The organism is Pseudomonas sp. TMP9 (assembly GCF_037943105.1).
In the GTDB taxonomy this organism is placed as follows: domain Bacteria; phylum Pseudomonadota; class Gammaproteobacteria; order Pseudomonadales; family Pseudomonadaceae; genus Aquipseudomonas.
Genome location: NZ_CP149803.1, coordinates 1,561,165 through 1,579,700, shown reverse-complemented (window position 1 = coordinate 1,579,700; position 18,536 = coordinate 1,561,165). Strand labels below are relative to the sequence as shown.

15 protein-coding genes are annotated in these 18,536 nt (G+C 57.9%); 3 read left to right on the top strand and 12 right to left on the bottom strand.

Features of this window, described 5'->3' with window-relative positions:
- Positions 1–12 precede the first annotated feature (12 nt).
- The 9 genes from maiA to WF513_RS07510 form a co-directional block, all read right to left on the bottom strand.
- The gene (gene maiA, locus WF513_RS07550; protein ID WP_339082929.1) at positions 13–663 is read right to left on the bottom strand and encodes a maleylacetoacetate isomerase; all 651 of its coding nucleotides are present in this window, start codon (positions 661–663) and stop codon (positions 13–15) included.
- A gap of 376 nt (positions 664–1,039) precedes the next feature.
- Complete coding sequence (locus WF513_RS07545) at positions 1,040–2,023, bottom strand: fumarylacetoacetate hydrolase family protein (protein WP_339082927.1); 984 nt, start codon at positions 2,021–2,023, stop codon at positions 1,040–1,042.
- Positions 2,023–3,162 carry a homogentisate 1,2-dioxygenase gene (locus WF513_RS07540; protein WP_339082925.1) on the bottom strand — a complete coding sequence of 380 codons (1,140 nt, stop codon included), beginning with the start codon at positions 3,160–3,162 and terminating at the stop codon, positions 2,023–2,025. Before WF513_RS07540 ends, WF513_RS07545 begins: the two co-directional genes overlap by 1 nt.
- 192 nt (positions 3,163–3,354) lie before the next feature.
- Entirely contained in the window at positions 3,355–4,449 is a 1,095-nt protein-coding gene (hppD, locus tag WF513_RS07535; RefSeq protein WP_339082923.1) for a 4-hydroxyphenylpyruvate dioxygenase, read from the bottom strand.
- A gap of 454 nt (positions 4,450–4,903) precedes the next feature.
- The gene (locus WF513_RS07530; protein ID WP_339082921.1) at positions 4,904–6,682 is read right to left on the bottom strand and encodes an ABC transporter ATP-binding protein; all 1,779 of its coding nucleotides are present in this window, start codon (positions 6,680–6,682) and stop codon (positions 4,904–4,906) included.
- Positions 6,675–7,307, bottom strand: coding sequence for a DsbA family protein (locus WF513_RS07525; RefSeq protein WP_339082919.1), 633 nt, complete (start codon positions 7,305–7,307; stop codon positions 6,675–6,677). Before WF513_RS07525 ends, WF513_RS07530 begins: the two co-directional genes overlap by 8 nt.
- A 2-nt stretch (positions 7,308–7,309) precedes the next feature.
- Positions 7,310–8,248, bottom strand: a complete 939-nt coding sequence (locus WF513_RS07520; protein ID WP_339082917.1) for a rhodanese-related sulfurtransferase — start codon at positions 8,246–8,248, stop codon at positions 7,310–7,312.
- A gap of 139 nt (positions 8,249–8,387) precedes the next feature.
- Complete coding sequence (locus WF513_RS07515; protein ID WP_339082915.1) at positions 8,388–8,681, bottom strand: BolA family protein; 294 nt, start codon at positions 8,679–8,681, stop codon at positions 8,388–8,390.
- Between the two features lie 11 nt (positions 8,682–8,692).
- On the bottom strand, positions 8,693–9,193 hold the full coding sequence (locus WF513_RS07510) for a DUF2059 domain-containing protein (protein ID WP_339082913.1): 501 nt from the start codon (positions 9,191–9,193) through the stop codon (positions 8,693–8,695).
- 219 nt (positions 9,194–9,412) lie between these two features.
- On the opposite strand from WF513_RS07510, the gene WF513_RS07505 reads away from it, so the two are divergent.
- The gene (locus WF513_RS07505; protein WP_339082911.1) at positions 9,413–10,807 is read left to right on the top strand and encodes a class II fumarate hydratase; all 1,395 of its coding nucleotides are present in this window, start codon (positions 9,413–9,415) and stop codon (positions 10,805–10,807) included.
- The gene (locus WF513_RS07500) at positions 10,800–11,420 is read left to right on the top strand and encodes an NAD(P)H-dependent oxidoreductase (RefSeq protein WP_339082909.1); all 621 of its coding nucleotides are present in this window, start codon (positions 10,800–10,802) and stop codon (positions 11,418–11,420) included. Before WF513_RS07505 ends, WF513_RS07500 begins: the two co-directional genes overlap by 8 nt.
- Positions 11,421–11,492: 72 nt before the next feature.
- Here the strand turns inward: WF513_RS07500 and WF513_RS07495 are convergent, their stop codons facing one another.
- Positions 11,493–12,455 (bottom strand): DMT family transporter, encoded by a 963-nt coding sequence (locus WF513_RS07495; RefSeq protein ID WP_339082907.1) that lies wholly within the window; start codon positions 12,453–12,455, stop codon positions 11,493–11,495.
- 288 nt (positions 12,456–12,743) lie between these two features.
- Between WF513_RS07495 and WF513_RS07490 the strand changes: the two genes are divergently transcribed.
- Positions 12,744–12,953 carry a DUF6316 family protein gene (locus tag WF513_RS07490; protein ID WP_339082905.1) on the top strand — a complete coding sequence of 70 codons (210 nt, stop codon included), beginning with the start codon at positions 12,744–12,746 and terminating at the stop codon, positions 12,951–12,953.
- A gap of 108 nt (positions 12,954–13,061) precedes the next feature.
- Here the strand turns inward: WF513_RS07490 and WF513_RS07485 are convergent, their stop codons facing one another.
- Both WF513_RS07485 and WF513_RS07480 read right to left on the bottom strand, forming a co-directional pair.
- Complete coding sequence (locus tag WF513_RS07485; protein WP_339082903.1) at positions 13,062–15,302, bottom strand: EAL domain-containing protein; 2,241 nt, start codon at positions 15,300–15,302, stop codon at positions 13,062–13,064.
- A gap of 138 nt (positions 15,303–15,440) precedes the next feature.
- Complete coding sequence (locus WF513_RS07480; RefSeq protein WP_339082901.1) at positions 15,441–18,332, bottom strand: chemotaxis protein CheB; 2,892 nt, start codon at positions 18,330–18,332, stop codon at positions 15,441–15,443.
- Between the last annotated feature and the right edge of the window lie 204 nt (positions 18,333–18,536).

Genomic DNA, 18,536 nt, shown 5'->3' with positions numbered 1-18,536 from the left:
AAGCCGCTGGAGTCACTGAGCGTCGGGTTGCATCTGCGGCGCCGCCTGCTTAAAGGCATCCAGAGATTCGCAACGCGCCGCCATGGCGAGGATGCGCGGGTACGCATCAAGGTCACAGTTAAAACGGCACGCATTATACAACTGCGGAATCAGACACGCCTCCAGATATCCGGGGCGCTCGCCAAGCGACAGGCCCTCATTGAACAGCGCAAGGCCTGCTTCGATGGCGCTAAACCCGCTGTGCAGCCAATGTTGATACCACGCCTCTTTGCCCGCTTCGCTCACCCCCAGCTCACCGCTGAGGTACTGCAGCACCCGCAGGTTATTCAGCGGATGCACATCACAGGCAAGGTACAGCGCCAATGCCCGCACCTGCGCCCGCTGCACCGGGTCGCAAGGCAGCAGCGTGGTTTCGGGGAAGACTTCTTCGAGGTACTCGATAATTGCCAACGATTGAGCAATGGGCACAGCGCCACGGCTATCATCGATTAAAAGCGGCAGCAACTGCTGCGGGTTCAACGCTTGATAGTCAGGGTTATGCTGCTGGCCGCCGTCTTTAACCAAATGCACTGGCACTTGCTCATAGGCCAAACCTTTAAGGTTAAGCGCAATGCGTACCCGGTAAGCAGCGCTGGAGCGCCAATAGCTGTACAACGTCAACATCAAAAAGCTCCCGCAGCCCGGATGAAATCCGGGAGGCCCTGACGATTTCCCGGATTGCATCCGGGCTGCGATTCATATCCTTCTAAAGCCTGATCCATCGCGCCAAACAGGCTGTGGCCGACGGCGTCGAACAGCTCGAATAGCGTTTCAGCAGCTATCCACCCTCGTAGCCCGGATGGAATCCGGGGGGTGTTCTGAAGATTTCCCGGATTGAATCCGGGCTACGCCTCATATTTTTCGACCACTTGGTCAATCGCGCCAAACAGGCTATGGCTGACGGCGGCGAAAAGCTCGAATAGCTCTTTAGCTTCTATCCACCCTCGTAGCCCGGATGAAATCCGGGAAGGCCCTGACGATTTCCCGGGCTGCATCCGGGCTACGCCTCATATCTTTCTACAGCCTGATCAATCGCGCCAAACAGGCTATGGCCGGCGGCGTCGAACATCTCGATACGCACTCGGTCACCGAACTTGAGGAACGGGGTTTTCGCCTCGCCACTTTCGATGATTTCCAGCATGCGTTTTTCCGCCAGGCAGCTGGAGCCGGCGCTGCGGTCGTAGTTCGATACGGTGCCGGAACCGATAATGGTGCCCGTGCCCAATGGCCGGGTTTTCGCGGCGTGGGCAACCAAGGTCGGGAAGTTAAAGGTCATGTCCACGCCAGCATCCGGCTGGCCAAATAACGCGCCGTTGATATGCGATACCAGCGGCCGGTGCACTTTGCCGTCGCGCCAGCTATCACCCAGCTCATCCGGCGTAATCGCCACCGGCGAGAAACTGGACGACGGCTTGCTCTGGTAAAAACCAAACCCTTTGGCCAACTCACCCGGAATCAAATTGCGCAGCGACACATCGTTGACCAGCATCAGCAGCTGGATATGCCCGGCGGCCTCGGCAGCACTGGCGCCCATCGGCACGTCATCGGTGATGACCGCGATCTCGGCTTCCAGATCAATGCCCCAGGCTTCATCGGCCATCTGAATTGGGCTATGCGGCGGGATAAAGCACTCAGAGCCACCCTGGTACATCAGTGGGTCATGCCAGAAGCTTTCCGGGATCTCGGCGCCGCGCGCCTTACGCACCAGCTCCACGTGATTGACGTAAGCACTGCCGTCAGCCCAGTGATAAGCGCGGGGCAAGGGGCTGTGGCAGGCGGCTTGATCGAAGGCAAATGCGCCCTCCTCCAAGCCATCGTTAAGACGCTGATACACCGCTTCCAGCTTGGCTTTGCTCACTGCCCAGTTATCCAGCGCCGCCTGCAAGGTGGCGGCGATGATTAGCACCTTGACCGCGCGCGTTAGATCACGGGAGACCACAACCAGTTCGCCATCGCGGCCGTGTTTGAGGGATGCGAGTTTCATCAGGATTCCTTGCCCGGCGCATGCCAGGAATTTACATAGTCGGGGACCTCGACGCCGGCAGCGGCGTCGCCGATTTCCAAGGCACGGCGCGTATCAATCATCACCGCCACTTCATCAATAAAAGTGGCCGGGTCGATCTGGGCCTTTTTCAACGCTTTAGGATGCGGGCCGTGGGGGAAGCCGCACGGGTGCAAAGTGACCATGCCCGGCTCAATATTGTCGCGGCTAAAGAAGTTGCCCCGGTGGTAAAACAGCACTTCGTCGTAGTCATCATTGTTGTGATAGAACGGCACTTTTAGCGCGCCGGGGTCGCTTTCCACCGGGCGCGGAGTAAAGGTGCAAATCACCAAGCCATTGGCGACAAAGGTGGTGTGCGCCGATGGTGGTAGGTGATAACGATGGCTCATCAACGGGCGGATATCGCGCCAGTTGAGCCGCACCACAGTGTTATCGCCGTGCCAGCCGACTACATCCAGCGGGTTGTAGGGGTAAGTGACGGTGCTGATCTGGCCGCGCCGCTTGATGCGGACTTGCCAGATGTTCTCGTCCTGCTGCGCCTTAAACGCCTCATCAATACGCGGATGCTCCAGCACTGCCGGGTCAAAAATCGCCTGCGGGCCAACCAAGCCTCTATCCGGCAGTTGATACGCGCCGTCGCTGCTTTCAATCAGCAACATAAAAGTCGGCTGATCGGCCTCGATACGCCATGCAGTGCCGCGCGGGATCAGCAGGTAATCACCATCGCGATAGGTCAGGTGACCAAAGTCGCAGTAAAAGTGCCCAGCGCCTTCATGGATAAACAGCAGGTCATCGCCGTCGGCGTTACGCACCAGATGACGCATGGCGCCAACGGTTTTCCACACGCGCAGCTTTACATCACTGTTATGCAGCGTCAGCGGTGCGGCCAGCGGGCAATCATGCTCACTGACGATGTTATTGAAGTTGAACGCATGCGGGCGCAGCGGCCCCTGCCAGTCAATCCAGCCAGTGGGTGGATGCGTGTGGTGCAGGTGCGCGGTGGGGCCAAAAAAGCCCTCGCGACCCATCTCGCGCTCATAGGTGCCTTCGGGAAAGTCGCAGTGCGCCTGGCGCGAACAGTCGCCTTCACGCAGGGGAAAACTGATCCAGTTACGGCTCATGGCCGGTATCTCCTCAATCCAACGCTGGCGTAGGGTGGGTTAGCGGCGTTAACCCTTATGGGTCGTATCTTGCGATGCGTGAACGCCGCGTAACCCACCAATCCGACACCGCAATGGTGGGTTGCGGCGCAGCGAAATCATGGTGAATTCCGGCCATCGTGCCCGCGCCTAACCCACCCTACGGTTTACCGATCAATCGGCGCTGATTACGCCGCGCTTGATCTGGTCTTCTTCGATGGACTCGAACAGCGCCTTGAAGTTGCCCTCACCAAAGCCCTGGTTGCCCTTGCGCTGAATGATCTCGAAGAAGATCGGGCCAATCACCGTGTTGGTGAAAATCTGTAGCAAGATGCCGTCATCACCAGGGGCGCCGTCGATCAAAATGCTCAGCTCGCGCAGCACATCGGTCGGCTCGCCATGCCCGGCCACACGGGTGTCGACCTTGTCGTAATAGGTGCCGGGGGTGACCATAAAATCCACGCCATTGGCGCGCAGTTGGCGCACGGTGGCGTAGATGTCTTCGCTGCTTAAGGCGATGTGCTGAATGCCCTCGCCGTGGTACTCGCGGATAAATTCTTCGATCTGCGACTTGTCGTCCGACGACTCATTGATCGGGATGCGAATTTTGCTGCACGGCGCCGTCATGGCGCGCGACAGCAAGCCGGTGAGTTTGCCTTCGATATCGAAATAGCGAATTTCACGAAAGCCGGCGATGCGTTCATAGAAGCCCGACCAGACGTCCATCTGCCCGCGCTTAACGTTGTGGGTCAGGTGGTCGAGTTCTTTAAGGCCCACTGAATTGTCATTTGGCGTACGGCCTGCGATGTATTCAAAGTCGACGTCGTAAATACTTTTATCGCTGCTCTCGTTGGCATAGCGGTCCACCAAGTACAGCAACGAGCCACCAATACCCTCGACGCAGGGGATGTTCAGCTCGCCAAAATTAGCGTGGCTGCCCACCAGCGTGGCGCCCTGGGACTCCACATAAGCAGCAGCTTGGGCGGCGTTTTGCACGCGAAAAGCCATGGCGCAGGCGCTTGGACCATGCTTTAAACCGAACTCACGCACATGCCCGGTCGGGCTGCCATTGAGCACAAAATTGATGTCGTGCTGCTGGAACAACCAGACTTCTTTGGAGCGGTGCTTGGCCGTTTCGGTAAAGCCCATGGCGGTGAACAGCTCACGCAGCTGCTGGATGCCTTGAGGCGTCGGTGCGGTGTATTCAACAAATTCGAAACCGTCAGTGCCAATCGGGTTGTGCGGCTGGATCTTGTTCACGGCGTTCATTGCGCCTCCTCGTTGTTGTGGTGATCAACCGCTGCGACGTCTGGTCGCACAGCAGTGATTGACCTCATAACAACTGAGCAAGGCGGCGCTCACAAGCAGGCCCAAGCCCCTAAACCGTCGCGCAAGCCAATACTTTCGGCAAGTTTTCATTACGCACAGAAAAGCGAGACGCTGAATGACCGAAAGCACCCAACACGCGTAACGATAAATTTACAAAGCGGTCGATCTACCTGCCAAGTGCAGTGCCGCCTTAGCCTAGAGGCAATCCGGGAACACTACAGGCGACCACCAGCACACCCGGATTGCATCCGGGCTACTGGCTGTTTGGAATCCGCGAGAAAGTGTCGTGCTCACAAGAACCGTAGGGTGGATGACGCCTCATCCATCCACCAATGCGAGCTCACGGTGGATGAAAATAGCGTCACCCACCCTACGCTTTTGCCCAGCGCAGCTATCAGTGCTGCAAGTTACCGTAGAGCTTGGCGTACAACCCGCCTTCGGCGATCAACTCTTTGTGCCCACCATCTTCAGCAATGCTGCCGCCGTCGAATACCAGCACCCGATCTGCCTGTTTCACCGCGCTTAAACGGTGGGCGATGATCAGCGTGGTGCGACCGCGCAAAAACTGGTTCAGCGCTTGGTGCAGGGCGTATTCGGTGGCGGCGTCCAGAGCCGAAGTAGCTTCATCGAGGATCACCACTTTGGGCTCGGCCAAGACCATACGAGCAATCGCTAGGCGCTGGCGTTGGCCGCCGGACAAACGCACACCGGAGCGCCCAACAATGCTGTCGAGGCCCTGCGGCAAGGCGCGAATAGTGTCGCCCAACTGGGCTATTTCCAGTGCTTTCCAGCAGGCGTCATCCTTGCGTTCGCGGCCCATGCACAGGTTGGCGCGCACGCTGTCGTTGAACAGCGCCGGATGTTGCAGCACCACCGCCACGTGTTCGCGCACCGCTTCAAGGCCGATTTCTTCTTGGCTGCAGCCGCCAAAACGAATAGTGCCGGCCTGCGGGGTATACAGCCCTAAGAGCAATTGCACCAATGTGCTTTTGCCGCCGCCGCTGGCGCCCACGATGGCGACCTTCTCACCTGGGGCAATGCTCAGGTTGAGCCTGTTCAATATCGGCTCGTCTTTATAGGCAAAGGTCAGTCCGCTGACGTCGATGCCGACCGTGTCGTGACCTTTAAAAGGGTCGGCGCGGCCGGGGTATTGCGGCTCGTCTTGGCGCGCCAGCAACTCATTGATTCGCGTCAGCGCGCCGCCCGCCGCGTAGTAGGCATATTGCAGGCTGAGCAGTTGCTCGACCGGGCCGATCATAAACCACAGGTAGCTGAACACCGCGAGCATCTGGCCAATCGACAAGTCGGACATCAGCACGGTGAGCATGGCCGCTGCACGGAACACATCAATGCCGAACTGAAACAGCAGACCGCTGGCGCGGTTAGACGCATCGGTCTTCCACTGAGAAGCCACGGAGTAATCACGCACTTCCCTAGCGCGACCACCGAGACGGCCAAGGAAGAAGCCTTGACGGTTACCGGCGCGGATTTCCTGAATCGCTTCAAGGGTTTCGGTCAGCGCTTGGGTAAAGCGTGAGGTGCTGTCGTTTTCCAGCTTTTTTAGGTGCTTAACGCGTTTACCCAGTTGAATGGTGGCGTAGATCACCAGAGGGTTGAACAGCAAAATCAGCAGCGCCAACTGCCAGTGCATCCAAATCAAAATCGCCGAGGTGCCAGCCAGTGTCAGCACCGCCACCAGGAAGCGGCTGAGGGTTTCCCCGACAAACTTATCGAGGGTGTCCAGGTCGGTGACCAGGTGAGTGGTCACTGTGCCACCACCCAAGCTTTCGTATTCCCCCAACGAAATACGCTTGAGCCGCTCAATCAAGCGAATGCGGATGCGGTACACAATGTCTTTTGAGAGCCGCGCGAACAGGCGCGCTTGCACCACGTTGAACACCAGCGCACCGCCACGCAGGAACAAACTTAGCACCAGCATCAAGCCGATATAGCCAGCGGCGACCTGCCATTGCGTGGGCAAAAAGTTATTCATCACCTTAAGCGCGGCATCGCCATCGTTGAGCAGCACCTCATCCACCAGCAACGGCAGTAACAGCGGGATCGGCACGCTGCACAGCGTGGCCAGTACCGCGACACAATTAGCCCAAATCAATGCCTTACGGTGTTGCAAGGCCATGCGGCGGATTTCTGCCCAACTCAAGCGTTCAAGCATGTGTAACGCGCTCCAGCCAGCGCGCTAACAGCGGCTGCAATGTATCTAAGGGTTGATATCCATTGGTCAACAGGGCCACCTGACCGTTGTTTTGCGCAAGCAACGTCGGGAAGCCGGCAATGCCCAAGTCCTGAGCCCAACTGCAATCTGCTGCCGTGGCTTCACGCTGGGCCGTGCTGTCAAACGCTTCAGCGAAGACAATCCGCGGGATGCCGGCCCGCTCAGCCAACGCCACCAAGACGCTGGCACGGGTGACGTCGACGCCTTCGGTGTAGAAAGCACGTTGGATCAATCGGGCCAGTGGCCACACCAACGCAGGGGCCAGATTGCGCGCCGTAACCAGGGCGCGACAGGCAGGCTCGGTGTCGTAGACCAAACCCTCGGGCAGGCCTTCAGTGAAATTGAACAGTTGCCCGGTGCTGGCATTCACCGCCTGCCAGTAGCCCAAGTAACGCACGCGTGCGGCCGCATCAATGGCCACGCCATCACGGCGCAAACCTCCCAGCACCAACTGCAAGCCAACATTGACCGCCGCAGCCTGCTCAGCAAGGGACTCCAGCACCGGAGCAAAGCCCCAGCACCATGAACACATCGGGTCCATCACATACAGAAGGCGCGCTTGCATGGTTAAGCCTCGCGCGCGTGGCGAGGGTTGTAACCCAGTGGGTGTGGCTGGTTGCGCGCTTTGGCCAGTTCAATCTGGTGTTGCCGCTCACGGGCGCCAGCACGGGTTTTCTCCGGCAGCGAGTCCCAGCAATACGGACAACTCACGCCTGGGGTGTAGCGTTCAGACTGACGATCAGCCACCGATACGGGCGTGCGGCACGCGTGGCATTGGTCATAATCGCCCTCGCTCAGGTCGTGACGGACGGTGACGCGGTTATCAAAAACAAAGCAGTCGCCCTGCCACTTGGTGTGCTCCTGCGGCACTTCTTCCAAGTATTTGAGGATGCCGCCCTTGAGGTGATAGACCTCATCGAAGCCTTCACCCAGCATGTAGCTGGAGGCTTTTTCGCAGCGAATACCGCCGGTGCAGAACATCGCCACCTTCTTGTGCTTGGCCGGGTCGAAGTGCGCCTTGATGTAGTCGGGGAACTCACGGAATGACTTGGTTTTCGGGTCTACCGCGCCCTCGAAGGTGCCAATCGACACCTCATAGTCATTACGCGTGTCGATCAGCAGCACCTCGGGGTCGCTGATCAGCGCATTCCAGTCTTTAGGCTCAACATAGGTGCCGACTTTCAGGTTCGGATCAACGCCGGGCACGCCAAGGGTGACGATTTCTTTCTTCAGTTTGACCTTGGTGCGGTAGAACGGCTGCTCGTCGCAATAGGATTCTTTGTGATCGATATCCGCCAAACGGAGGTCTTGACCGAACCAGGCGAGCAGCCCATCAACGCCGGCACGGCTGCCGGACACGGTGCCATTGATGCCCTCTTGGGCAATCAACAAGGTGCCTTTAATACCGTTATCCAACAGGGCTTGCAGCAGAGGCTCACGCAGTTCGTGGAAGTCCGGCAGGGACACAAATTTATACAGCGCGGCGACAACGATCTTGTCAGTCATGTGCTCAACCTTCAGTAGTCGCCCACGTAAAGGGCGGACTGGGATAGAAAAAATACGCCGAGCCAGGACGGGTTATGACCTGGCTCGGCGGGGCTGCAGTTTACGTTTGTTGCGGTGGCCCGTGTAGAGGCGAATTGCCTCAGCTGCCGCCCTTGCAGGTCGGCGAGGCTGGCGCGCGGCCCTGCTGCGACCATTCATCCGGGGTATAGGTATGCAGCGCCAGGGCATGGATCTGGCCCATCAACTCGCCCAGGCTGGCGTAGGCTTTTTGGTGGCGTTTGACCGCATTCAACCCGGTGAACTGCTCGCTGACAATCACCGCTTTGTAGTGGGTTTCTTGGCCACGGCTGTGCATGTGGCTTTCATCCAGCAGCTCAAGATGCTGCGGTTGCAGGTGCGTTAAAGCGGCCTGTAGCAGGTCTATTTTTGGCATCGTAGGCTCTCTCAGGGCTTTTTCGGGGTTAGCTTGCTGGACATTTCTGCCAGCAGTTGGTTGACCTTAGGCACTGCAGTTTCCAGTTTGCTTTGGGTCAATTGCGCCGACTGCGCGGTCAGCGATGGCATTTGCTCGAGGACTTTCTTACCCAGCGGTGATTCATAGAAGCGAATCAGGTCTTTCATCTCCTGCTCATTAAAATTGCGGGTATAGAGCTTGACCATGTCTGGCTTGAGCCTGTCCCAGCCGACTGCTTGTTCGAGTGCAGCATTGGCCTGGGCTTGGTAGGTTTCCAGCAGCGCTTTTTCGCTCTGCGGTGCGTTGCTCTCAGCAAAGCGCTGGGCGAACATCTGTTGCACTTGGGTGAACACCGGCACTGCCAGCCGGTCAGCACGCGCCAACAGCAGGAAGCGCTCAGCATCGGCGGCGTGGCTTTTGGCATCGGCCAGCACCTGAGCACTGCCGCACAGCAGCAGTAAGGCAGCGCAAAAGGCAGGTAAACGTGGCATGAACTACTCCAGGACAAAAAGAGCCTTGTTGACTCAAGTGCGCGCATTTTGTGCCCAATGCTTGCCCTACTCAAGCGTGCATCCAGTTGCAGTGCATGGCCGTTGCCGCTCAATGTTGAACCTCTAAGGCTGCAGCGCGACCTAAGCTGGCATACGCTCAGGCAAGCAAATGCTTGCGGGCAACCCACCTGCCGCACGCACAATCATCAAGGAGCCGCTATGAGCCGCACTGAAACCGACAGCCTGGGCCCCATTGAAGTAGCTGATGAGGCCTATTGGGGTGCACAAACGCAGCGCTCGCTGGTTAATTTCGCCATCGGTGAAGAACGCATGCCTTTGCCGGTGGTGCACGCCTTAGCCCTGATCAAAAAAGCGGCGGCGCGGGTCAACCAACGCATCGGTAATTTGCCCGATGACTTGGCGCGGTTAATTGAGCAAGCGGCCAATGAAGTGCTGGCCGGTCAGCACGATGAACAATTCCCACTGGTGGTTTGGCAGACCGGCAGCGGCACGCAAAGCAATATGAACGTTAATGAGGTAATTGCCGGGCGCGCCAATGAGCTGGCCGGCAACGGTCGTGGCGGCAAAACCCCGGTGCACCCTAATGATCATGTTAATCGTGCGCAAAGCTCCAACGACAGCTTCCCCAGCGCCATGCACATCGCCACGGTGCAAGCGCTGCAACTGCAACTGCTGCCGGCTCTGCATGAACTGCGCGATGGGTTGCAGGAACACACTATGCGCCATGCGCACCTGGTCAAAACCGGGCGCACGCACCTGATGGATGCCACCCCAATCACCTTCGGCCAAGAGCTGTCGGCCTTCGTCGCGCAGTTGGAGTATGCCGAGCGAGCCATCCTCGCCGCCCTGCCCGCCGTCTGCGAATTGGCTCAAGGCGGCACGGCGGTGGGCACCGGCTTAAACTCGCCGCAAGGTTTTGCCGAAGCCATGGCCGCCGAGTTGGCAGCCTTGAGCGGCTTGCCACTGGTCAGCGCGCCAAACAAATTTGCCGCCCTTGCCGGCCACGAGCCTTTGGTGGCGTTATCGGGCGCACTGAAAACCTTGGCGGTGACGCTGATGAAACTGGCCAATGATTTGCGCTTGCTCAGCTCCGGCCCGCGCGCCGGTTTTGCTGAAGTGCGTTTACCGGCCAACGAGCCGGGCAGCTCGATCATGCCAGGCAAGGTCAACCCAACCCAATGCGAAGCGCTGTCGATGCTGGCCTGCCAGGTACTGGGTAACGACAGCACCATCAGTTTTGCCGCAAGCCAAGGGCATTTGCAGCTCAACGTGTTTAAGCCGGTGATCATTCACAACCTGCTGCAGTCGATACGCTTGCTGGCCGACGGCTGCCACAACTTCCAGCAACACTGCATTGCGGGCCTGCAGCCGGACGCGGCGAAAATGGCTGAGCACCTTGAACATGGCCTGATGCTGGTGACCGCGCTCAACCCCCATATCGGCTACGACAAGGCCGCGCAAATTGCTAAACAGGCGTATGCCGATGGCACCACGCTGCGCGAAGCCGCGCTGCAGTTGGGCTATGTAAGCAATGAACAATTCGACGCGTGGGTGCGCCCAGAAAACATGCTCAAGGCAGGCCAACATGAGTGAGACGATAAAGAGCGGTGCAACACCACTTGAGGGCGACGGCAAACGCATCCTGATGATTCTCGGCACCCCGAAAAACAGCAGCTTCTGTCATGCCTTAGGTGAGGCTTATGCCCAAGACGCGCGCAGTAAAGGCCATGTGGTGCGCCTATTAAAACTCGGCGAAATGACCTTTGATCCGGTGCTGCGCGACGGCTATGAGCACAGCCAACAACTGGAACCCGACCTGCTGGAAGCGCAACGGCAAATTCATTGGGCCGAGCATTTAGTGTTTGTTTATCCGGTCTGGTGGGGTGGTATTCCGGCGTTACTTAAAGGCTTCTTTGATCGCACGTTTCTGCCCGGTTTCGCCTTCAAGTACCGCAACCGTTCGCCGCTCTGGGACAAACTGTTGAGCGGGCGCAGCGCTGACCTGCTGGTGACCATGGACACCCCGCCGTGGTATTACCGTTGGGTTTATGGCGCCCCTGGGCATCGGCAGATGACCCGCACCATTCTTGGTTTCAGCGGCATAAAGACCCGACGCTTGGCCGAATTCGCGCCAGTGCGCCCTTCCTCTGAAGAGCAGCGTCAAGGCTGGTTACGCCGCGCCGAAGCGCTGGGTGTGCGCGCCTAATTGTGCAAGCAAACATCCCGTGCTTAAACTTCAGCCTTAAGCCTTCAGCCTTCAGCCCTTAGCGGCTAAACCTCAAGCGGCTGCGGCCAAGCGCGCCTTACGGGTGCGCCAGCCGGTTAAGAGCGAAGGCCCTAAGGCAGTCAGTGCCGATCCCAGCACCACCAGCATCGCGCCGCCATAGGCCAACGCATTGATCTGCTCTGGTTGCACATACTCAGGCCACCAGCTGGCAGCAAGGGCCACCGAGGCAAAGGTGACCAGGGGGGTGATGGCTAACGCTGCGCTGACCCGCGAAGCCTCCCAATGGGCCAATGCCTCAGCAAAGGCGCCATAGGCCACTAGGGTATTTAGGCAACAGGCAAACAGCAGCCAGCCTTGCAACGGGCTTAACGTCAGCGCTTGCAACGGCTGCGCCCAGGGCGTCAGCAGCGCAGCGCACGCCAGGTAAATCACCATCATCACTTGCAGCGAGCTCCACACCGTTAGCAGCTGTTTTTGCGCCAAGCCATAAAACGCCCAAACAAACGCCGCCAGCAAAATGGTCAACACCCCGGTGGTGTAAACCGTCAGCGAGGTCAGCAACTCATCTAGGCGCTGATTGAAGAACAAGGCAAAACCGATCAGCAAGACCAACAAACCCAGGCCCTGGCCGAGGCTAAAACGCTCACGAAAGATAAACAAACTGCTGACCAACAAAAGAATCGGCGCAACCTGAATCACCAGTTGCGTGGTGCCGGGGCTAAGCAGCTTAAGACCGATCAGATAAAGCACGTAGTTGGCCGTCAAGCCGGCTATTGCCAGCATCAGCAACCACGCGCCTTTCTTGCCCAACGGGCGAAACGCCGGCAAGCGTTTACTGGCAGCCAGATAGGCCAGCAGAATCGAACCGGACACCAGCAGGCGATACCAAGTCACGGTCACCGGGTCCATCACCTGCAACACTTGCTTGAGCTTGATCGGCAGCACGCCCCACAGCACTGCCGTTGTCAGTGCCAGAAACAAACCAAACAGCCAGCGACCAGAAGAAATGTGCATACAGGTTCCGCAGTGAGCGCCGCAACCATTGCCCAGTGCTGGCTGAAGAGACGAGACGATAGTTTAAGGTGCCTGCTATAACCAGCACAGCTACAGCGGGGCATCAGCATGCCGGGCAACTGTACCGCTCACCCGGCAGTATCAGGCCAAAAGATTGACGCAGAAATCGCAAAGAGCCTGAAAAACTCCCGCAACGGTCGACAAAATGACCATCCATCGTTAAGTGGGCTGGATCATCAGGCGAGGTTTAGACTGACCTCAGCACTTCATTTTGCGGGAGGCTTACCTATGTTCGGTCAACGCACCATCGATCACAGCCCTGGCACTCACTATCGCAGCGAGCGTGTCAGCGCGGTCAACGGCCAGTACTTTTTCTCCACCCGCGAGGGATCACTGGAGGGGCCTTACTTCACCCGAACGGATGCAGAACGCGAAATTGCTTTTTATATTCGCCGGATGATTACGGCTGGCGAGATCATCGACAGCCGCACGTTCTAAGCGCAGGCCCGCAACCAGTAAACACGGTCGGCCCTATTTAAGTGCTGCAGCCAACTCGTGCTGAGTTGGCCGCCACCTGCTGTGGGCCAGCCGGCTGCATGGTCGACTCTACTCCCCGTTGCTTTGCAAATACGCCAGAAAATCATCTTGGGGCAGCGGCCGGGCGAACAGGTACCCCTGCGCGAAGTCGCATCCGGCGGCCATCAGTAGATCGCGTTGCTCGATGGTTTCCACACCCTCTGCGACCACCTGCATATCAAGCTTGTGCGCCATGACGATAATGGCCTCTACGATCGCTTGGTCGGTCGGGTCCTTGACCATATCGCGGACAAAGGATTGGTCGATTTTCAGGTAGTCGATGGGGAACGTCTTCAGGTAGGACAGCGCCGAGTAACCGGTGCCAAAGTCATCAAGCGAAATCTGCATACCGGCTGTGTGAACGCGCGACAGGCTGTCCTTGACCATAGAGCTCGCGTCGAGCAGAAGGCCCTCGGTGATCTCGATGCAAATGCTCGCCGCCGGCAGGTTGAGCTCGCCTAGATGCGCAAACCAGTCGTGCTGTAAAGCGGCATCGAAAAACTGCCGTGGCGATTTATTCACACTGACCTGAACGCACGCCGCACCCATATCGCGCCATTGCTTAACCTGCGAGGCCGCCTGACAAAAGACCCAGTAGCCAATCTCATCAATCAAGCCATTCTGCTCGGCCAACGGGATAAAATCGGCCGGCCCGACCATGCCGCGTTGCGGGTGACGCCAGCGCAACAAAGCCTCCGCCTTGACGCAGCGCAGAGTCGACAGGCGAATAATCGGCTGGTAGTAAACCATCAACTGACCGGCAGCTAGTGCTCCGTGCAGATCATTGTTTAGCTGCATACGCTCCTGCGCCACCTGCTGCATGGTCGCGGTGAAATAGCTGCAGCGGTTACGTCCCTGCGCCTTAGCCTGATACATGGCCTGATCGGCTTGTTTGAGCAGCGATTCGCTATCAGTGGCATCGGCTGGAAACAGCGTGATGCCGATGCTAGCCGAGATATGGCTGATCTCAGCACCCAAAGCAAAAGGCCGTGCAAGCGCCTGCACGATCATCTGCGCCACCTGCTCAATACGCAGAGCATTATCAACTCCGGACAAAATCACGGTGAATTCGTCGCCGCCAAGGCGTGCCACGGTATCCCCCTCGCGCACACAGTCACTGATGCGGTGCGCCGCCTCAACCAGCAACTGATCACCACAATCGTGGCCGAGGGCGTCGTTGATTTCTTTGAAGTGATCGAGGTCAATAAACAGCAGCGCCAGAGGGATTAGCTGATCACGTAGGGGCTTGATCTCCTGTTCCAGCCGATCACGGAACAAGTTACGGTTGGGTAAGCCGGTCAGCAGATCGTAATTGGCCTGCTGCCAAATAGTCGATTCCGCGAGCTTTTTCTCGGTGATGTCGGTGAACATGCCCACCCGCCGCAGCGGTGTGCCGTCTGCGTGGAAAATGGTGCTGATCTTCAGCCATTCAGCGTATATCTCACCATTCTTACGCCGATTGTAAAGCTCGCCCTGCCAGCGACCGGTGGACGTCAGCGTCAGCCACATGTCCCGATAAAAGCCGGCGGGTTGCTGACCTGAGTTCAGCAACTTGGGGGTTTGGCCAACCGCTTCTGCCGCGCTGTAGCCCGTCGTGATGGTGAACGCCTCATTAATGGCAACAATGCGGTTGTCGATATCGCACACCATGATCGCCTCGGTAAGCGACTGATAGACCAGCGCCGCCAGTTGCAGCTGCTCTTCGTTGGCGTTGCGCTCGGTAACGTCCAACACCACAACGTTATAAACCTGTTCGTCGGTGGCAAAGGTGGCGTCGACCTGCAGCGTACGTGGCGTCTGGTCTTGGCGCATCACCTCGACTTCGCAGCGTTGCGCTACATCACCGGCGGAAACCCTCAACAGGAAGGCATTGAAAGCGCACAAATTGACCTGAGTGACGAATTGAACAAACCGCATACCCGTCAGTACGGCACGCTCCATGCCAAGTTGACGGGCACCGGCTAGATTAGTTCTGATAATCGTGCCATCGGCGCGCAGCGTGAAGTAGCCCGCCGGGGCGAAGTCATAGAGATTCGTGTAGCGCACTAACGCCGCTTCGGCATCATTGCGGGCGGCTTGCAATTGCTCGTTCTGCAGTTGCAGTTCGATCTGGTGAACTTGCAGTTCGTGCACCAGCTTCTGTGCATCAAGTACCGACTGCTGAGCCTCGACCGCCGGCACATGGCCCGGCAGGGGCGCTTCGGCTCGCGCGCGCAGTTCTGCGGCAACCACCTTGCTGCTAGGCGCACTACCACGGGGAGCCTGGGTCATTCCATTCACCTCAGAAAGACTGCTACGGGGGAAGAAGTTTATACCTGCGGGATGAGTGTAGAAGAGCTCTCAGGAAAGCCCTTTACAAGAGCACATGGCACCGATGGACAGTCGATGTGTTATCCCGCAAGCCGGCCTTCACTCGCGCAGTTCCTTTTCGGTCTTTAGATCGGCCCGCGACTGCTTTAATTCGCTGGTTTGCGCACTGAACCGCTGCTCCAGCAGGGTCCGCGCTTTGTTCAATACGTTTTCCAGCAATTTTGCCTCATCCAGCTCACTGGCCTGCTCACCATAGCGACCCTGCAACACTTCCAGCGCCTCACGCAGCGTGGCCTCTAGCGCCTTGGTCACGCTGATATCAACGAAGGTGATGACCACGCCGTCAATGCGCTTAGTCTGGGTAAGGTAAGGCAAGATGCGTACGGCAAACCAACGACCATCATGGCTGACAACCTGGCGCTCACAGAAAATCAGAGTACGCAGCACTTGGTGTGCATCGTCGGCCATCCGCGGATAATCCAAGTCGCTAACAAGGTCGGTAATTGGTCGCCCGGCATCAGCGGGGATCAGCCGGATGATCTGGGTAGTTTGCGTGGTGAAGCGCCGCACCTTGAGTTTGCCATCGAGGAACAGCGTAGCGATGGCAGTGCTGTTGAGCAGGTTTGTCATGTCGTCGCTGGCCAACGACAGATCCTCTACCTTGGCGTTCAGCTCATAGTTGACGGTTTGCAGCTCCTCGTTCAGAGACTGCATTTCTTCTCTGGATGTTGTCAGCTCCTCATTGGCACTCTGTAATTCCTCGTTGGTGCTTTGTAGCTCCTCGTTGGTCGATTTGAGTTCTTCCTGAAAGGTCTGCATTTCTTCGCGGGTGACCTGCACCTCCGCGCAGTATCGTTGCAATTCCTGACGCAACTCGTCTAGTTCGGCATCAGGCGCAGTGCCAGCGCCAGCGCGGGCCAAGGCAGATTTTGCAGACGCTTTGACGACGGGAAGATCGGTAAACACGATCAATACCATGCCTTTCAGCGCAATCGGTCTCCGCAGATACTGGATCGTCACTGCCACATGCTGAGTGCCTGCGTTACTGATTACCTTTATCCGCTCTAAGGTAATTGCCTCTGTTTGTCGCAGGGCCTTGCTGAAAGCGGGATACAAGGGACCAACCAGACCTTCGCGGGCCATGGTGAAGATGCTCAGGTTGGCATGACCGGCGGCTGGCTCGAGGTATTTACCGATCCTACCGCTGATATACACAATGTCACCCTGGTCATTGGTGAGCACCGCCGCTGGGGCATAGTTCTGCAACAGCGCATCTGTCTGCGCTTGGACCTGCTGCGCAGTCTGGGCCGCGTGCGACGCTAAGGGGGCGAGTGAGGCGTCAACACGTTCGGCGCCATGACTGACGAAAATATCGCGGCTGGCACGGCTGGCGCGCGGTGCTATGGGGAATTCAACCTCGCCGGTGCGCAGACTATTCCCCAGTCGCCGGTATATCCGATTTTTACCGGGCAGTAGCGGCGCAAACAGATCGTCAGCGTGTCCGATAGTTTCCGAAGTACCGAGCAGCAAAATGCCACCAGGTTTGAGGCTGTAGTGGAATAGCGGTAGCAGCTTTTTCTGCAGATCGGCTTCCAAATAAATCAGCAAGTTACGACACGTGACCAAGTCGAGTTTGCTGAAAGGCGGGTCCATCACCAGGTTTTGCGGAGCGAATACCACCATTTCGCGGATTTCCTTACTCACGCGATAGCCACGCTCCTCTTGCACGAAGAAGCTGCGCAGGCGCTGTTCTGAGACATCAGCGGCGATGTTGGCTGGGTAAATGGCGTTCCGGGCGCGGGCGATAGCGTCAGTATCGAGGTCGGTGGCAAATATTTGTAAGGTATGCCGAGCGGCTATTGGCTTACCTGCCTGCGCTTGCTCCAGCGCTTCGCGAAACACGATGGCCAGCGAATAGGCTTCCTCGCCGGTCGAGCACGCGGTGGTCCAAGCGCGCAGCGCACCGCCTTCAGGGTTGGCGGCGAGCAGAGCCGGTATGACCTCCATCTTCAGTTGCTCCCACACCTCTGGGTCTCGAAAGAAGCTGGTCACCCCGATAAGCAACTCCTTGAACAGCAACGCCCCCTCTTGGGGGGTTTCACGTAGATAGCGCACGTATTCGGTAAGGTTATTGAGTTGATGCAGGCCCATGCGCCGTTCGATTCGACGGTAGAGTGTGCTCTTTTTGTAGAGCGAAAAATCTTGACCGGTCTGCGTACGCAGCAGCAGCACGACCTTCTCTAGCCCGCTTTGATCTGAGTCGATACGATCAATTTCGCTGCGTTCGAGCAATAACGGGGTGTGCTGAAGGTAGGTCATGATCTTCCCCGGCAGCACTTCAGCGGCGGCCACCACATCGGCTAAGCCCGCGGCGATAGCGCTGCGCGGCATGCTGTCGAACTTTGCTGTCGGCGGATCTTGAACAAACACTGAGCCTGCGCATTCCTTGATATCACGCAGGCCCAGCGTGCCATCCGAGCCCATACCAGAGAGGATGACGCCGATGGCACGCTCCTGTTGATCGGCCGCCAGCGAACGAAAAAAATAATCGATGGGCAGACGCAAACCCCGCGGCGCAACTGGCTCAAGCAGGTGCAGCACGCCATGCAGAATGGACAGGTCCGTATTGGGTGCAATCACGTAAACGTGATCAGCTTTTACCTTCATGCGGTCGGTGATTTGCATCACCGGCATAGCGGTGACGCGTTGCAGCAGCTCAACAAGGAAGCCCTTGCAGGTCGGGTCGAGGTGCTGGACGATGACAAAGGCCAGGCCGCATGCGGGTGGCACATGAGCGAGGAACAGTTCAAGCGCCTCCAGCCCCCCTGCCGAGGCACCCACACCGACGATGGGAAACGTGCCATCGGCTGGCGCAACGGTGTCCGTCAGGGCCAGATTGTTCAATGCAGCAGTGGCTTTGCGTAACGGCTTGCTGCCCTCTGCCAATGGCTGAGTACCCGCCGTGACAGCCAGCGTTGAGGATTTGACCATGGGCGAGGACTCTGTCGGTTACACCGAAGAGATGATCCTACTCTGAATGCGCCTTAAGGCATGTCCAAACCATGGGAACGGCAAGTCGGATAGGCTCACAAGGCCGCTTGCTCACGATATATTTGGTGAATGGTCGCCGTCAGGCAGCTAAAAAGCGGCCGCTGTGATGCATTCGCACAATGTAAACCTTCAGCACGCTGGCTA

What these genes read in the sequence shown, in the direction of transcription:
- maiA (WP_339082929.1), bottom strand. Translation starts at nt 663, where the DNA reads ATGTTGACGTTGTACAGCTATTGGCGCTCCAGCGCTGCTTACCGGGTA.
- WF513_RS07545 (WP_339082927.1), bottom strand. Translation starts at nt 2,023, where the DNA reads ATGAAACTCGCATCCCTCAAACACGGCCGCGATGGCGAACTGGTTGTG.
- WF513_RS07540 (WP_339082925.1), bottom strand. Translation starts at nt 3,162, where the DNA reads ATGAGCCGTAACTGGATCAGTTTTCCCCTGCGTGAAGGCGACTGTTCG.
- hppD (WP_339082923.1), bottom strand. Translation starts at nt 4,449, where the DNA reads ATGAACGCCGTGAACAAGATCCAGCCGCACAACCCGATTGGCACTGAC.
- WF513_RS07530 (WP_339082921.1), bottom strand. Translation starts at nt 6,682, where the DNA reads ATGCTTGAACGCTTGAGTTGGGCAGAAATCCGCCGCATGGCCTTGCAA.
- WF513_RS07525 (WP_339082919.1), bottom strand. Translation starts at nt 7,307, where the DNA reads ATGCAAGCGCGCCTTCTGTATGTGATGGACCCGATGTGTTCATGGTGC.
- WF513_RS07520 (WP_339082917.1), bottom strand. Translation starts at nt 8,248, where the DNA reads ATGACTGACAAGATCGTTGTCGCCGCGCTGTATAAATTTGTGTCCCTG.
- WF513_RS07515 (WP_339082915.1), bottom strand. Translation starts at nt 8,681, where the DNA reads ATGCCAAAAATAGACCTGCTACAGGCCGCTTTAACGCACCTGCAACCG.
- WF513_RS07510 (WP_339082913.1), bottom strand. Translation starts at nt 9,193, where the DNA reads ATGCCACGTTTACCTGCCTTTTGCGCTGCCTTACTGCTGCTGTGCGGC.
- WF513_RS07505 (WP_339082911.1), top strand. Translation starts at nt 9,413, where the DNA reads ATGAGCCGCACTGAAACCGACAGCCTGGGCCCCATTGAAGTAGCTGAT.
- WF513_RS07500 (WP_339082909.1), top strand. Translation starts at nt 10,800, where the DNA reads ATGAGTGAGACGATAAAGAGCGGTGCAACACCACTTGAGGGCGACGGC.
- WF513_RS07495 (WP_339082907.1), bottom strand. Translation starts at nt 12,455, where the DNA reads ATGCACATTTCTTCTGGTCGCTGGCTGTTTGGTTTGTTTCTGGCACTG.
- WF513_RS07490 (WP_339082905.1), top strand. Translation starts at nt 12,744, where the DNA reads ATGTTCGGTCAACGCACCATCGATCACAGCCCTGGCACTCACTATCGC.
- WF513_RS07485 (WP_339082903.1), bottom strand. Translation starts at nt 15,302, where the DNA reads ATGACCCAGGCTCCCCGTGGTAGTGCGCCTAGCAGCAAGGTGGTTGCC.
- WF513_RS07480 (WP_339082901.1), bottom strand. Translation starts at nt 18,332, where the DNA reads ATGGTCAAATCCTCAACGCTGGCTGTCACGGCGGGTACTCAGCCATTG.